The 14,566-nt window shown below is 62.4% G+C and carries 16 protein-coding genes; 9 read left to right on the forward strand and 7 right to left on the reverse strand.

Annotation, left to right across the window (positions count from 1 at the left end):
• Positions 1-102: 102 nt before the first annotated feature.
• Positions 103-495, reverse strand: coding sequence for a nuclear transport factor 2 family protein (locus DOM58_RS09135; protein WP_110692579.1), 393 nt, complete (start codon positions 493-495; stop codon positions 103-105).
• Between the two features lie 420 nt (positions 496-915).
• Positions 916-1,473: a TetR/AcrR family transcriptional regulator gene (locus DOM58_RS09145; RefSeq protein WP_110692580.1), complete on the reverse strand. Its 558-nt coding sequence runs from the start codon at positions 1,471-1,473 to the stop codon at positions 916-918.
• Between the two features lie 89 nt (positions 1,474-1,562).
• On the opposite strand from DOM58_RS09145, the gene DOM58_RS09150 reads away from it, so the two are divergent.
• Complete coding sequence (locus DOM58_RS09150; protein ID WP_110692581.1) at positions 1,563-2,582, forward strand: NADP-dependent oxidoreductase; 1,020 nt, start codon at positions 1,563-1,565, stop codon at positions 2,580-2,582.
• Positions 2,583-2,745: 163 nt separating this feature from the next.
• Here the strand turns inward: DOM58_RS09150 and DOM58_RS09155 are convergent, their stop codons facing one another.
• The gene (locus DOM58_RS09155; RefSeq protein WP_110692582.1) at positions 2,746-3,642 is read right to left on the reverse strand and encodes a LysR family transcriptional regulator; all 897 of its coding nucleotides are present in this window, start codon (positions 3,640-3,642) and stop codon (positions 2,746-2,748) included.
• Positions 3,643-3,786: 144 nt separating this feature from the next.
• Here DOM58_RS09155 and DOM58_RS09160 point away from each other — a divergent pair, with 144 nt between their 5' ends.
• Together DOM58_RS09160 and DOM58_RS09165 are read left to right on the forward strand one after the other, a co-directional pair.
• Positions 3,787-4,440 carry a glutathione S-transferase family protein gene (locus DOM58_RS09160; RefSeq protein WP_110692583.1) on the forward strand — a complete coding sequence of 218 codons (654 nt, stop codon included), beginning with the start codon at positions 3,787-3,789 and terminating at the stop codon, positions 4,438-4,440.
• A 28-nt stretch (positions 4,441-4,468) separates the two neighbouring features.
• Complete coding sequence (locus tag DOM58_RS09165; RefSeq protein ID WP_223162151.1) at positions 4,469-6,178, forward strand: pyridoxamine 5'-phosphate oxidase family protein; 1,710 nt, start codon at positions 4,469-4,471, stop codon at positions 6,176-6,178.
• Positions 6,179-6,275: 97 nt separating this feature from the next.
• Here the strand turns inward: DOM58_RS09165 and DOM58_RS09170 are convergent, their stop codons facing one another.
• Together DOM58_RS09170 and DOM58_RS09175 are read right to left on the reverse strand one after the other, a co-directional pair.
• Positions 6,276-7,790 (reverse strand): PQQ-dependent sugar dehydrogenase, encoded by a 1,515-nt coding sequence (locus DOM58_RS09170; protein WP_110692584.1) that lies wholly within the window; start codon positions 7,788-7,790, stop codon positions 6,276-6,278.
• Positions 7,787-8,215 carry a DUF2231 domain-containing protein gene (locus DOM58_RS09175; RefSeq protein WP_110692585.1) on the reverse strand — a complete coding sequence of 143 codons (429 nt, stop codon included), beginning with the start codon at positions 8,213-8,215 and terminating at the stop codon, positions 7,787-7,789. Before DOM58_RS09175 ends, DOM58_RS09170 begins: the two co-directional genes overlap by 4 nt.
• A 179-nt stretch (positions 8,216-8,394) precedes the next feature.
• Here DOM58_RS09175 and DOM58_RS09180 point away from each other — a divergent pair, with 179 nt between their 5' ends.
• Positions 8,395-8,535, forward strand: a complete 141-nt coding sequence (locus tag DOM58_RS09180) for a DUF2256 domain-containing protein (protein ID WP_110692586.1) — start codon at positions 8,395-8,397, stop codon at positions 8,533-8,535.
• Between the two features lie 112 nt (positions 8,536-8,647).
• Complete coding sequence (locus DOM58_RS09185) at positions 8,648-10,342, forward strand: mechanosensitive ion channel family protein (RefSeq protein WP_110692587.1); 1,695 nt, start codon at positions 8,648-8,650, stop codon at positions 10,340-10,342.
• 28 nt (positions 10,343-10,370) lie between these two features.
• Here DOM58_RS09185 and DOM58_RS09190 read toward each other — a convergent pair whose 3' ends face one another.
• The gene (locus DOM58_RS09190) at positions 10,371-10,739 is read right to left on the reverse strand and encodes a hypothetical protein (protein WP_075562478.1); all 369 of its coding nucleotides are present in this window, start codon (positions 10,737-10,739) and stop codon (positions 10,371-10,373) included.
• A 434-nt stretch (positions 10,740-11,173) separates the two neighbouring features.
• Here DOM58_RS09190 and tmpT point away from each other — a divergent pair, with 434 nt between their 5' ends.
• Complete coding sequence (gene tmpT, locus DOM58_RS09195; protein WP_110692588.1) at positions 11,174-11,851, forward strand: thiopurine S-methyltransferase; 678 nt, start codon at positions 11,174-11,176, stop codon at positions 11,849-11,851.
• On the opposite strand, the gene DOM58_RS09200 is transcribed toward tmpT, so the two are convergent.
• Positions 11,767-12,729 carry a LysR family transcriptional regulator gene (locus tag DOM58_RS09200; RefSeq protein WP_110692589.1) on the reverse strand — a complete coding sequence of 321 codons (963 nt, stop codon included), beginning with the start codon at positions 12,727-12,729 and terminating at the stop codon, positions 11,767-11,769. The two genes, tmpT and DOM58_RS09200, sit on opposite strands and share 85 nt — an antisense overlap.
• Positions 12,730-12,896: 167 nt before the next feature.
• Here DOM58_RS09200 and DOM58_RS09205 point away from each other — a divergent pair, with 167 nt between their 5' ends.
• From DOM58_RS09205 to DOM58_RS09215, 3 genes are all read left to right on the forward strand, one after another.
• Positions 12,897-13,637, forward strand: a complete 741-nt coding sequence (locus DOM58_RS09205) for an SDR family oxidoreductase (RefSeq protein ID WP_110692590.1) — start codon at positions 12,897-12,899, stop codon at positions 13,635-13,637.
• A gap of 22 nt (positions 13,638-13,659) precedes the next feature.
• Positions 13,660-13,893, forward strand: a complete 234-nt coding sequence (locus tag DOM58_RS09210) for a tautomerase family protein (RefSeq protein WP_110692591.1) — start codon at positions 13,660-13,662, stop codon at positions 13,891-13,893.
• 227 nt (positions 13,894-14,120) lie between these two features.
• Entirely contained in the window at positions 14,121-14,507 is a 387-nt protein-coding gene (locus tag DOM58_RS09215) for an ester cyclase (protein ID WP_110692592.1), read from the forward strand.
• The last annotated feature ends 59 nt before the right edge of the window (positions 14,508-14,566 follow it).

Below are 14,566 nucleotides of genomic sequence, written 5' to 3' on the forward strand. Positions count from 1 at the left end.
CCCCGAAGTTGCCCAAGCGGCGCGGCACGGAAAGTCTGGCTTTTTCGGCGCTGAACGGTGATGTACTGATAGGCGAAAAAGTGCAGTTTCAGACGGTCTGCGTCATTGAACGCTACCGATATCGCGATCGGCTTCGGTACCCTCCAGCATCAACGTAGTTTCCTCGACTCGTAGAAAGCGCCCGTCTATATCCAGTTCCGCGAACAGGTAGACCTCCTGCACGACGTGGGTGCCGTCGCGTCGTGCAATGTAGACCCGGTGGCGGTCGGCGTAGCGGTTGCCATCCCGTAGTTCGTCCAGCATCTCGATTCGAGCCGATGCGACGATTTCGCGAAGTTTCCGCGCGTGGCGGGTAAATCCTGCGCGATCGTCCCAGCATCCGTTGGTGCGCTGGCGATAGGCGGGGCTGAAATGGCGGTCAATCACCGCTTCCAGCGGGAGGTCCTGGCGGTTGAGCAGTTCGTCTAGAACGGAATGGATGTTCGTAGCCGACATTTTGTTTTCCTCAATGTGAGCTGAAGTCGATACTCTAGGTGAACTGGAATGGCGCCTGTGTGCCATAAAGGACAATCGATACGCTTTTGGCGCCAACCATAAACGACCCGCTGATTTCACCGATTCAGGCTTCCGGCGATGATGGCCGGCTCTTGCTGGCGGTCTCGCGTCACGACGGAGCGCCTCGCACCACACCTCGCCACCAGCATGGCCGAGGGCAATTGCTGGGTGCGACGCGAGGGCTTCTGTCGATGGATGCAGGAAATAGCCACTGGGTGGTACCGGCCACACACGCCGTCTGGATATCCCCGAACGTGGCGCATCGATGCGCTCTCGCTATCCGAAGGCATAGCGAGAGTCCGCAAAGCAACCTGCGATGGGTCGCCACAAGCGCTTCGAAGGCGCGCCGATACTGTGTCGTCAGGCGCCGAAGCGATCGTTCAGAACGGCACCGGCGATGACATCGAACAGTCGGTCCGCACGGGGCGCGTGCGAGGGCTGCTCCCGCAGCCAGGCGAGCGCCGCGATGAGATCGAACAAATCCGCGCCATCCAGGTCGCCCCGGGCCTTGCCCTCGGCTTGCGCCCGGGCGAGAAGCGCCGTGCCTGCGGCTCGTAGCATGACGCACGAGGCATGAAGCGCGGAATCCGTATCCTCGATAGCGTCCATCATCAACGCGATGATGCCACGCTGGCTGTACGTGAACTCGGTGGTTTCCTGCATCCACGCGACGAGGGCTTCGTCGGCGGAGCTCGATTGCTGAAGTGCTTCAGCCCGCGCTGCCAGCGCCTCGAAGCTGGCGCGCAACAACGTTTCCAGCAAAGCCTCTCGCGTCGGGAAATGTCGATACAGCGTGCCCAGCCCGACGCCGGCCTTGCGCGCGATGTCGCGTAGTGACGCGTCGGCTCCCTGGTCGGCGAAGACCTCGCCAGCAACCGCAAGCAGACGGTCGTAATTTTTCCGGGCATCAACTCTCATCGGTAAGCCTTGACAAAGTGGAATAGTGCTCCGATTATTCGGAACACTGTTCCGTTAACGATAGCCCATTAGTGGCTCTGGAAAAAGTCATGCCCAATAAAACGATGAAAGCGATTCGCCAGTACCAGTTCGGCGGCCCCGATGTCCTGCGTTTCGAGGATGCACCAGTGCCAGCCTTGAAAGCGGGCGAAGTGCTCGTTCGCGTTCACGCGATTGGCCTCAATCCCCCCGACTGGTATCTGCGCGATGGCTATCGATCGCTACCGCCTGAATGGCAGCCGCAGCTGGATTTCCCCCTCATTCTGGGAACGGATGTATCCGGTGTCGTCGCGGCGGTCGCCGACGACATCGATGATTTCGCCATCGGCGATGAGGTGTATTCGATGGTTCGCTTCCCTGAGGGTATGTTCGGGGAGAGCCGGGCCTACGCCGAGTACGTCAGCGTGCCGGCATCGCAAGTCGCGCTCAAACCTGCCGGTATCGATCACGCACATGCCGCCGGGGCGCCGATGTCGCTGCTCACGGCGTGGCAGTTCATGGTCGAGCTGGGCAACCATGAACCCAATCCGCTTCAGTCGAGCCGTCACCAGCCAGTGCCGCTCGAGGGCAGGACCGTCCTCGTCAATGGCGCCGCAGGCGGGGTTGGGCACTTTGCGGTGCAAATCGCGAAGTTGAAGGGTGCGCACGTCATCGCCGTGGCGTCGGGCAAGCATGAATCGCTTCTTCGCGAGCTCGGGGCGGACGAGTTCATCGATTACACAAAGACACCGCCCGAAGATGTCGTCCGCGACATCGACCTGGTCATCGATGCGCTGGGGGGCCCGACCACGGGGCGTTTTTTGTCCACGCTTAAGCGTGGCGGCGCCCTGTTCCCGATCTACCCGCTGGGTTTCGACGGTGCCGAGGAAGCCGCGAAGCGGGGCGTCACCGTTTCGACAACCCAGGTTCGTTCGAACGGGGCTCAGCTATTGGAAATCGGACGCTTGCTCGATGACGGCACGATTCGCGTCGTCGTGGACAGCGTCTATTCGCTTGCCGATGCCCGCAAGGCCCACGAACGCGCCGCCGAAGGCCATATCCAGGGCAAGATCGTCTTGGCCATCGAGTAGAAAAAACGGGGTCAGGTTGCGCCAGTTCCGGCATGCCAGGCCCGGCTGGTGCCCCGTCGAGGGAGAGTGCAGATGTCCGCAAATTTCAAGCTACGTCACGGAACGGCGGAGTGGTTGCGCAGCGTCTATCCAGCGTTTCGGGTCGCCCTGAGTCGGTATCACCTCAACGCAACACTGCTATCTGCCTCAATCGAGACGCGGCGAAGTCGATGAAGGCGCGGACTTTTGCCGCGGCGCGGCGCCCCTCCACGTGCACGAGATGAACCGGCAGCGGGGCGGGCTCGTGCTCTTCCAGCACGGTCTGGAGAGTACCGGATTCGAGGTCGGGCCCCACCTGATACGACAGTACGCGACACAGGCCCCAACCTCGCCTGGCGATATCGATGGCCGCGGCCAGGCTGCTGACCGTGAGTTGAGGATTCACCCTGACGCTCTGCGTTCCGTCCCGCCCAAGTCGCCACTCGTCGAGGGGAGGCGTTGACCCGCTGGCAACCACCCGATGGGAAGCGAGATCGCCCGGCGTCTGCGGGCGGCCACGCGTGGCGAAGTAGCTCGGCGAGCCGCAGATGACGCGGCGGACCTGGCCGATCCGGACGGCGGAGAGCTCGGATGAGGGCAGGTGGCCGATACGCACGGCGATATCGAAGCCTTCCTCGACTAGGTTGACGATGCGGTCGACCATCAGCACGTCGGCGCGAACCCGCGGATATTCATCGAGAAACTCGGTCAGCAGCGGCGCGACGTGGATTCGTCCGAACTCCTGCGGACAGGTGATTCGCAGCTGCCCGACGGGCGTGTTGGCCGCGCCAGAGGCGATGTCGTCGGCGGCTTGTAGATGAGCGAGGATTTCCCGCACTTCCCCGAGATACGTTCGACCGACCTCGGTCAATCTGACACGCCGCGTCGAGCGGGTGAAAAGCCGCGCACCGAGCGCGGTCTCGAGCGTGTTGATGGCACGCGTGGCGGAAGGCGCGCTGAGCCCGGTGACGCGGGCTCCTTTGGCGAAGCTCTCGGCTTCGGCAACGGCGACGAAAACGTTGAGGGCCTGTAGGCGGTCCATGATGTAAAGCTTGGCTCGAGAGGGATGATAATTTCAGAATATAAAACAGTTTCTTTCAGAATGACCCTATTCTTCCGCTATTCGTGAGGTTCTAGAGTAACGACTTCGATCAACTCGATCATCATCGCGATGAAGGAGCTCGTCATGTCGAACGCTGACCTTAACGCCAATGCCCTCAACGACCAGCCCGTGAAGCTGTATCGCAATCCCAGGTCGGGCCACTGCCATCGGGTCGAGCTGATGCTCGCGCTGCTGGAGATCCCTTACGAAAACGTCGATCTCGATATGGCCAACGGCGCCCATCACGAGCCCGGCTATCTGAAGATCAGCCCGCTGGGGCAGGTGCCGGCGATCGAGGACAACGGCATCACGCTCTCGGATTCCAACGCCATCATCACCTATCTGGTCGAGCGCTACGGTGATCCTGCCCTCTGGATCGGTACCGAGCCGCTCGAAAAGGCGCAGGTGCAGCGCTGGCTCTCGATTGCGGCGGGCGAAATCGCCGCCGGCCCCTGCGCCGCGCGCCTTGTCACTGTGTTCGGTGCCGCGCTCGATCATGAGGCGGCGAAGACCAAGGCGCATAAACTTTTCGTGGTGATGGACGCCCACCTCGACGGCCGCGACTGGCTGGCGGCCGACCGGCCGACGCTGGCCGACATCGCGGGCTACAGCTATATCGCCCATGCGCCGGAAGGCGGCGTCGGTCTCGCCGACTATCCACACGTCCGGGCCTGGCTGGCGCGTATCGAGGTACTGCCGGGCTTCATCGGCATGGCGCGCTCGCCGGCGCTGGCCTGAGTCGAGGACGTTCGAACGGAGGTCGGTCATGACACACGAAACGATGCCTTCCCAACAGACGACTTTCCAGGAGACGCCGTTCCACGAAGGCGAAATCGAGGCGCAGCGGCGCGCCGGGGTGGCCGGTATCGCCAGCTCGGCCGGTCGTTTCATCCGCGATCACATGCCCGAGCAGCATCGGGCGTTTTTCGCCCAGTTACCCTTCGTCGTCATGGCCGCCGGTGATTCGCAGGGGCGCCCCTGGGTCACGCTGCTGGAGGGCGCCGAGGGTTTCATCACAACACCCGACGCCCGCACGCTGGCCGTGGCGGCAGCACCCGGCGGCCAGGATCCGCTTGCCTCGGCGATCGTTGCCGGCGCCGACGTGGGTCTGCTGGGTATCGAGCTCGCAACGCGTCGACGCAACCGGCTCAATGGAATCATTCGTGCGGCCGGTGACGATCTGAGCCTCGAGGTGCGACAGAGCTTCGGCAACTGTCCGCAATATATTCGCGAGCGCGAGTGGCGGCGCGTCGAATCTGCGGCCGCGCCGGACGCCACCGTCTCAAAGCAACTCGATAGCGGACAGCGTGCGCGAATCGCTGCGGCAGATACCTTCTTTATCGGTTCCGGTTTCGGTGTGAGCGCGAGTCGTGAGGGCGGGGAGGGTAGCGCTCGAGGTTACGACGCCTCTCATCGCGGCGGCGAACCGGGTTTCGTTCATGTCACCGAAGACGGGACGCTGCGAATCCCGGACTATGCCGGCAACAACTTCTTCAACACCATCGGCAATCTGATCCAGGATCCCCGGGTGGGGCTGCTGTTCGTCGATTTCGAGACGGGCGGCATGCTGCAGATTACCGGCCGGGCCCGCATCGATTGGGCGCCGCAGAAGAGCCAGGATCAGAGCCGCGACCCTGACGCCAAGCGCTGGATCGAAGTGACCGTCGAACAGGTCGTCGACCGCCCGGCTGCGCTGGCGCTACGGTGGCGGCGCGAAGACGAAGCCCCGCTGCGGCTGACGGTCGTTGGCAAAGTGATCGAAAGCGATCAGATCACCTCCTTCTATCTCGCCGATGCCGAAGGTCGCGCGCTTCCGCCCTTCGAAGCCGGCCAGCATCTGGCGGTCGAGCTGGAGATACCGCATCAGTCTATTTCGAACCGCTCGGGACGGGTCGGGCGCAGCTACTCGCTCTCGGGATCGCCATTCGCCGAGACGTACCGAATCAGTGTCAAGCGCGAGGAGAAGGGCACGGCCTCGCGTTTTCTGCACGACGGGATCGCGATCGGCGACCGGATCGCGGCACGCCCGCCGTCGGGCGAATTCGTCTTGCCCTCCCGACGAGGGCCGCTGGTACTGGTCAGCGCCGGCGTGGGCATCACGCCAATGCTCGCGATGCTGCACGCGGTGGTGGCGGAAGCGGAGAACGATCAACGTCCGGTCTGGTTCGTCCACGCCACGCGCCACGGCGCGACGCACGCCTTCCGAGCCGAGGTCGAGGCATTGATGGCCCAATCCGACAGCGTGACACGGCGAGTCTTCTACAGCGCCCCGCGCCCGAGCGATACGGCAGGCGTCGATTACGACATCGAAGGGCGAGTCACCGCCGACTCTCTGCTCGAACTCGGCGCGGGGCCAGAGGCGAGCTATCTGCTTTGCGGTCCGGCCCGGTTTCTCGCCGAGATCAGCGCCGGTCTCGAAGATAGCGGTGTCGATGCGGATCGGATCGATTTCGAGACGTTCGGCCCGGCGGGGTGAAGTGCGGAGATCAATAAAAACACCCCGAGGGAGGGATCCCGTCGGGGTGTCGTGCTAACGCATTACTGCCTCAAGTCATCATGAAATGACGACAGGTTCAGTTGGAATCGGAACCCTCGTTGGCGCCGGAGTATCCTTCCTTCGGCATCTCGGATTCTCCCCCGGTCGCATCTTCATTGGGCTGCATAGACGCTTCTTCAGTCGCGTCATCGTTGTCCCCTGTGGATTCACTGTCAGAGGACGCTGCGCTATCCGTCGCCGTGGTGGAGGTCCCGGCGGTTGTGCCTTGGCCCTGCGACGAGCCGGCACCGTCCCGCGTGACGCGCCACACCGCGTTGGTCAGATCGTCGGCGATGATCACCGAGCCATCCGGCGCCACGGTCACGCCGACCGGGCGGCCACGGGTGCGGCCATCATCGGTGAGGAAGCCGGAGACGAAGTCGATGGGGTCACCGGCAGGTTCGCCGTTCTGGAACGGTACGAACACTACCTTATAGCCCCTCGGATCCGCCCGGTTCCAACTGCCGTGCTCGCCGACGAACGCGCCGTCAGTGAATTCACCGCCGACGGCTTCGGTCGAGAAGGCGAGCCCGAGCGGGGCAACGTGCGAGCTCAAGCTGTAATCGGGCGCGATGGCCGATTTCACTTTGTCCGGATCTTGCGGCTTCACACGCGGGTCGACGTGCTGCCCCCAGTAGCTGTAGGGCCAGCCGTAGAAACCGCCTTCCTGAATCGACGTGAGATAGTCGGGGACCAGCTCAGGGCCTAGCTCGTCGCGCTCGTTGGCAACGGCCCAGAGTCGATCCGTGTCCGGCTGCATTGCCAGCGCCGTGGGGTTACGCACGCCGGTGGCGTAGGCGCGATGCGCGCCGGTCTCGGCGTCGATCTCCCAGATTTCGGCGCGGTCGACTTCCGCTTCCATGCCGCGCTCGGTGATATTGCTGTTGGAGCCGATACCCACGTAGAGCGTCTGGCCATCCGGACTTGCCGCCAGCGACTTGGTCCAGTGGTGGTTGATCTTCTCGGGAAGCGGGGTCACGACTTCGGGGTCGCCGCTGGCCTCGGTCTGACCTTCCTGGTAATCGAACCGGACGAGCGAGCCCTGGTTGGCGACGTAGAGTTCGTCATCGACCAAGGCGAGACCGTAGGGCGCGTCGAGGCCTTCGGCGAAGACCGTCTGCTCCTCGTAGGTGCCGTCCCCATCGCTGTCGCGCAGCAGCGTCAAGCGATCGCCGCCCTTGACCGAACTCTTGCCCTTGGCCTTGATCACGCCGGCGATGAAATCCTTCGGCTTCGTTTTAGGCGCGTGACCGCCACTACCCTCGGCGACCAGAATATCGCCGTTCGGCAGCACCAGCGTCTGGCGCGGAATCTTGAGGTCGGTGGCGATGGCCTTGATGCTGTAGCCATCCGGCACCGTCGGCAGCTTGTCATCCCAGGGCGCCTTTTCGGGCACGCCCATGTTGGGCAGAAGCCCCCGCTGCGGGTCGGGCAGATCCGGATTGGCGCCGTACTGTGGGTCCCCTTCAGCGGCGTTGGCGCCGCCGGCCAGCAGCAGGATCGAAAGCGGTGCGGCGTAACGCATGCGGGCAGATCGGTTGGTGTGTCTCATGAATGACCTCCGGTCTTGCGGCTGGTGAATCCAATCCAGATGGCGATAAGGGAAAGCACCGCGACGACGACCGACAGGACCAACCCGGTCGGCATCATCGCCCAGGCGTCCCTGGCGTGGACCAGCGCATTGATGAAGCCGAGAACCCAGGTCACCAGCAACAACACGAAGTAGAGTACGGAAAGGCCGCGACTACCGGCGGGTCGAAAGATCCCGATCAGTGCGCAGATCATCGCAAAACCACAGAACACCAGCCCGCCGGCAATCAGCCAGGAGGAAAAGGTGCTCCAGAGTATTTCGAAGCTCGTCGAGTACATGTAGTCGCTCAGGGCGGCCCCCAGGAATAGGGGAAAGGCGCCGGCAAGCAACATTCCATGGAGTGGATTCGGCCCGGTTCGGACGGGTCGTTCGGCAGTGGCTATCATGGCAAATTCCTTTTGCGGTCGGTCGCAGACGTCGCTCGAGCAGGGGATCCGCAGCGCGAATATCAGAGTGCCCGACTGCAGTGTAGTCGACTGGCGGGCAAGCGGGCATCAGTGCAAAATCCTGCGGTCACGATAATGCGACACAGGATCGCTACCGATCAACCGATATGCGAAGCGTTATGCCCCATCAAAAACCCAATCTGCCGACCAAGGTTTGTCCCGTTTGCCAGCGATCTTTCGCATGGCGCAAGAAGTGGGCGCGCGACTGGGAGAACGTCGTCTACTGTTCCGAGCGCTGCCGGCGCCAGGGGCGCGATTGATCGTTGGGACGATCCCGCACGCGGGATTGACCCACGTGATGGACGCGCCCCGACGAAGGCGGGATGATCCGACGGATATAAATGGACGATTCAAGAGATCGGTGACGCGCGGATGAAAACAATGGGCTCATGGCGGCAATGGTTGGTGGCCGTATCGATGTTGCTGGTTTCCGGTCTGTGTCTTGCGCAGGACGAGGGCGGCCAACAGTGGTACCGGGTCGATTCGCTCAATGCCGGGCTGAGCCAGACGTCGGGATCCGTTTCTCTCAGAACGCCCCGGGAAGCGATGCGCAGCTTTCGCGACCTGACTGACAAGGGCGACTTCGAGGCGGCGGCACATCTCCTCAATCTGGCCGATCTGACGCCGGCGGAGCAGCGCGGACGGGGTGCCGAACTGGCGCAGCAGCTCTCCGAGATATTTCAGCGGGGCAAGTCGATCCGGATTTCCCGTCTGTCGGGGCGTCAGGATGCTGCCATCGAGGATCCTACCGGAGAGAGCCCTCATGCCGGCGAGCCGCGCCGGGATATCGAGCTGGCGTCTCTCGAGGCAGATGGCGACACCTACGACATCCGGCTGGGTCGCTATCAGGTCGGGAACGAGGAGCCGGTCTGGCTGATCAAGCCCGAAAGCGTGGCAGCGATCCCGCCGCTCTATGAAGAGTATGGCCCGCGGGCGTTCGAGCGCCATATCCCCGAAAGCCTCAAGCACTCCTTCGGGTTGCTCCGTATCTGGGAGTGGATCGCCATCCCGCTGGTACTGCTGGGCATCGCGCTGATCGGCAAGGGCGTCTACCGGTTGATCGAAGTCGTGACGCGCTGGTTGCCTTCCGGCTCGCCGAGCATCTTCGCCAAGCAGATTCGCGGGCCTGTGGCGCTCATCGTGATGTCGCTGCTGACGCAGGCGCTGCTCGATTACGTCGTCTCCTTTTCGGCGGCGGCCACCATTACGCTGCGAGTCGTGCTGATCGCGATTCTGGCCTGGGGTACTGGGGCCGTCGGGTTGCGTCTGGTCGATACCATGATGCTGAAGATGACCCGACGTCTTGCCGGCCAGATCGACGATTCCAAGCCCCAGGACGATCGCAAGCTGCTGACCACGCTTTACGCGGTGCGGCGGATCATCATTCTGATTCTGGTGACGGCGGTCACGCTCTACGTGTTGGGGCAGATTCAGCTCTTCGAGACGATGGGGCTGTCGATTCTGGCTTCGGCCAGCGTACTCGCGGTGCTGGTGGGTGTGGCGGGTCAGGCCGTGCTCGGCAATATTCTGTCGTCGTTCCAGCTGTCCTTGGCGAAACCGATCCGGGTCGGCGATCTGGTGATGTTCGAAGGCCAGTGGTGTTACGTCGAGGGAATCTTCTACACCCATATTCGGCTGCGACTCTGGAACGAGCGACGGCTGATCGTGCCGGTCACCTATTTCGCGTCGAAAGCGTTCGAGAATCTCTCATCCAAGAGCACCAAGGAGTACCGGAGTCTGGCGCTGACGCTACACCTGAGCGCTGATATCTCGATTCTGCGGGACAAGTTTCTCGAGTACGCCAAGGCGGAAGACAACGTCATCGAGCATCACAAGCTGCTCTGCTGCGTGACCGACCAGACCGGTCCGGCGCAGACCGTGACCTGCTATCTGATGACGGTCGATCCGCTTTCGGGTTGGGCCGCCGAAGTCAGTGTCAGGGAGAAGCTGCTCGCCTTCATTCGCGACGAGCATCCGGAATGGTGGCCCAGAGATGTGGTCGTGATCAGCCACCGGGATATCGCCCGCGGGCACGCCACCGGCGATGAAGGAGAGACTGCGGCGTGAACGTCTGACGGTCCGTCCAGAGCTGAGATCAACGGCAGGCTTCCTCGCCGTCGGCCCACAGCCAGTACCCGGCCCCGAGCAGCAGTCCCGCGATCAGACCGGGCCCCGTCGCGGCGCCCGCCAGCACGGCCAGGTTCCAGCCGCCCGCCCCCATGGCGGCCGTTTCCACGCCGTAATGGGCGCATGCCTCATCGACGCCGGCATATTCATGCAGCGAATACTTGATGCCTTGCTTCACCCCAATGACCGCCAGCGCTGACAGGTACGGATCGCCGATGGGCGAGAGTATCGGGTTAGCCTCTGTATATCCGTGATCCAGGGCGTAGGCGGTGGTGGAGGCGTCCAGCGCCGTTCCCAGCCCGGGGCCGCGGGTCGTCGCGCAGCCGCTGAGTGTCACGGCCGTCAGTGCGGCCCCCGTGAAGAGTAGCGAGCGAGTCAGTGTCGAGCGTTTGATGGGGTAGTCCTCGGGTATCGGCCAAAGATTGGCGTCACGGTAATGGCAGAGCCGTCTTCCTGGTCGATGTCAGATGGACTCTTTCAGCCCGCTGATACCCAGACGATTCCGCACCCAGCGACCGCTGGATTCGCGGCTAGTCATCGGCCCGGCGGGTGGCAAGCTTTAATTAGGATTTGAGTTTTTTATCTAGATGTTTATATGTCACTGCCATGGCTGATATTTTTCTGCTCAGCGGCCCTTGGCAACTCGGCAACGTCATGGGAGGGGGCAGGGTCCCGGTAAGAGCGGGGCCTGAAAAGCTCATGCCTGGGCGAGCAGCCGGCTCGAACAAAAGCGGTTAAGCTCCAGATTCGATCGACGAGGGAGGCGGCGATATGCAGCACGATTTCTGGCAGGCGCGGTGGGAAAGCGATCAGCTCGGCTTTCATCTCGTCTTCGTTCATCCGATTCTCAAGCGCAACCTGGCGAGTTTCGGACTGCCGGCTGGTGCCCGGATCTTTCTTCCGCTCTGCGGCAAGACGCTGGATATTGGCTGGTTGCTCGATCAAGGCTATCGCGTGGTCGGCGCCGAACTGAGCGAGATCGCGGTCGCCCAGCTGTTCGAGGAATTGAAGGTCGAACCCGTGATTGATGAGTGGGCCGGTGGCCGGCGCTGGCAGCATGCCGGTCTGACTGTGTTTCAGGGCGATATCTTCCAATTGACGGCGCAGGATCTGAGACCGGTGGAAATAGGCCCGATCGATCTAGTTTATGATCGCGCCGCACTGGTGGCGTTGCCGCCCGCCATGCGCCCCGCCTACGCCGAGCAGATACTGGGGCTGAGCGATGCCGCGCCGCAGTTGTTGATCACCTTCGAATACGACCCCGCCGAAAAGGATGGCCCGCCGTTCCCGGTGCTACCCGCCGAAATCGAACGGCATTATGCCTCTCGCTACATGCTCGACGAGCTGTCGAGAAAAGACGTGCTTCAATCGTCGCTCAACTTTCGTGAGGCCGGCGTGACGCGATTCGTCGAAGTCGCGTGGCGGCTGTCGCCGAAACAGTCAGCGTAGAGCGTCGTCACCCACTCCAGAAAGACGCGAACTCTGGGCGAGAGCTGGCGCCGCTGCGGGTAGACCGCGTAAAGCGGCAGGGTCGGCTTTTGCCACTCGGGCAGAATTTCCACCAGCGCGCCGCTGGCAAGATGAGACGCCAGGCTGAAGCGGGGTAACTGGATCAGCCCGAAGCCTTCCACGGCGCTCACCGCGTAGCTCTCCGCATCGTTGACGGTCAGCCAGCCGCCGGTGGTGAAGGCACGTGTCTCGCCGTCGACGATCACGTCGAGGGTCCTGTCCGGGGCCTTGAACCCGGAGACGAAGTGAATGCCGTGATGGTTGCGGAGCGCTTCGGGCGTGCTCGGCGTGCCCATCCGTGCCAGGTAGGCCGGGCTCGCGCAGATGACCTGCTCCAGCGTCGCCAGGCGCCTGGCGATCAGGCTGGAATCCTCGGGTTCGCCGCTGCGCAGCGCGCAGTCGATCCCTTCCCCGACCAGATCGACACGTCGATCGCCCGTGGTGATGACCAGCTCGAGTGCGGGATAGCGCGCGTGGAAGGCGTCTAGCCGCGGCAGCACGATTCGGCTGGCGTGCGTGCCATGCAGCTCCACACGCAATACCCCCCTCGGGCTGTCCGCGACCGGCTGCAGAATGGCCTCGGCATCCTCGAGTTCCGCCAGAAGATGCACGCAGCGTTCGTGGAAGGCCTCGCCTTCGGGTGTCGGGCGGACCTGACGCGTGGTGCGTTCCAGCAACCTCACACCGAGCCGGGCTTCCAGTTGCTGAATCGCCAGCGTCGCCGTGGCACGGGGAATATCCAGCGCGTTGGCCGCTCGAGTGAAACTGCCGCTTTCCACGATGCGCACGAAGAGCGTCATCGCCTCGAATCTGTCCATCGATATTATTGGCCTGTGCTGAATAGTGTTGGCAGATTAGTCGATTTATTCATTTCAAAGAAACACCAATACTGGCTTTGGTTCGCTTGGCCTGTTCGCCCGCAAAGCGCTGTTGCCAGGTATGTTCCTGAAATCACTGTCTACCGGAAAGCAATAGGAGTCGATTGATGACGAATACCGTACAAAAAGTCGCCCTGGTCACCGGCGCCTCTCGGGGCATCGGCCGTGCTATCGCGCTGCAGCTGGCCGCCGATGGGTTCGCCGTGGTGGTCAATTACGCCGGCAACAAGACGCTCGCCGAGCAGGTCGTTGCCGATATCGAAATCGAGGGTGGCCGCGCTTTGGCGGTCCAGGCCGATATCGCCGAGACGAGCGCCGTCACGCAGTTGTTCGAGCAGACGCTGGCGACATTCGGGCGGCTCGACGTGGTGGTCAACAATGCCGGCATGATGCAGATGGCAACGATGACCGCCGACAACGTCGAGATTCTCGACAGGACGCTGGCGACCAACCTTCGTGGCAGCTGGCTGGTGATGGCGAAGGCCGCCGAGGTGCTGCAAGAGGGCGGACGCATCATCGCGTTCTCCTCCTCGGTGCTGGGCAAGTCGTTCCCCGGCTACGGCGCCTATATCGCCAGCAAGGCAGGCGTCGAAGGCCTGGTAAAAGTTCTGGCCAACGAGCTGCGGGGTCGCGAGATCGCCGTCAACGCCGTGGCGCCCGGGCCGGTGGGCACTGAGCTGTTCTTCGAAGGCAAGAGCGAAGAACAGGTCCAGTCGATCGCCAACCTGTCACCGTTCGAACGTTTGGGCCAGCCGGAAGAAATCGCCGACGTTGTCTCGTTTCTGGCCGGGCCGCAGGGCCGCTGGATCAATGGTCAGATCCTGCGCGTCAACGGCGGCATGGTTTGACGCCATTCAATGGAGAATCCTGATGCCATTTGCTAACTATAAACTTCCGGTGGGTCTTCTCGATCACGCGCGTAAGGAAGAGATCATTCATCGCACGACAGCAATGTTCGTCGAGTATTTCGGTGAAGCGGTTCGCCCCTACACCATGGTGTTGGTGGAGGAGGTCGCCGATGGTGGCTGGGGGCGCGCCGATGAAACCTTGACGCTGGAGAAGATGGGCCTGGTGCCCGGCAAGGAATCTCCTGCCCCTGAGTGAGACCACGCCGCCGGTCACGACCGGCGGCGTTTCGCACGACCTCATTGCACTCCAGACGTTCGAGATCGCCGAACCCTCATGCTCGACAGATACCGGTATGATCGTCAACGACGGGGCATCGCAGAGAATATCGGAAAAATTCGCTTCTTCCTGCTGGAGCGCGGAGGCCGCGCGCGCCAGGCTCTCAAGTATCACGATCCTCGCTTTCTCGACTACGGAATAACGGCATGACCGAAGAAGAGCTTTCCACTCTCTACCGACGCTATATCGCGTGTCTCAATGGACAGGATTGGCCGAATCTAGGCGTATTCGTCGATGATGACGTACATCACAATGGCCGCCCAATCGGGCTCTCGGGTTACCGTGAAATGCTGGAAAGGGACTTCTCGGAAATCCCCGACCTTCACTTCGAGATTCAGCTGCTGATTGTTGACGCGCAAAGCGTCGCCAGCCGGCTTCGCTTTCACTGTACGCCCAGAGGAAACTTCCTCGGCCTGCAAGTGAACGGCAAGAAGGTGCTTTTTACCGAGAATGTCTTCTACGCCTTCAACAACGGAAAAATTGCAGAGGTTTGGTCGATAATCGACAAGCTGGCGATCGAGGCCCAACTTTGAGGGTTGTCGTATTTGGGTATAGAGAGCTGATGGTTGGCAGGACGACGCGCCTAGGCCCG

Source organism: Salinicola halophyticus (assembly GCF_003206695.1).
GTDB lineage: Bacteria > Pseudomonadota > Gammaproteobacteria > Pseudomonadales > Halomonadaceae > Salinicola > Salinicola halophyticus.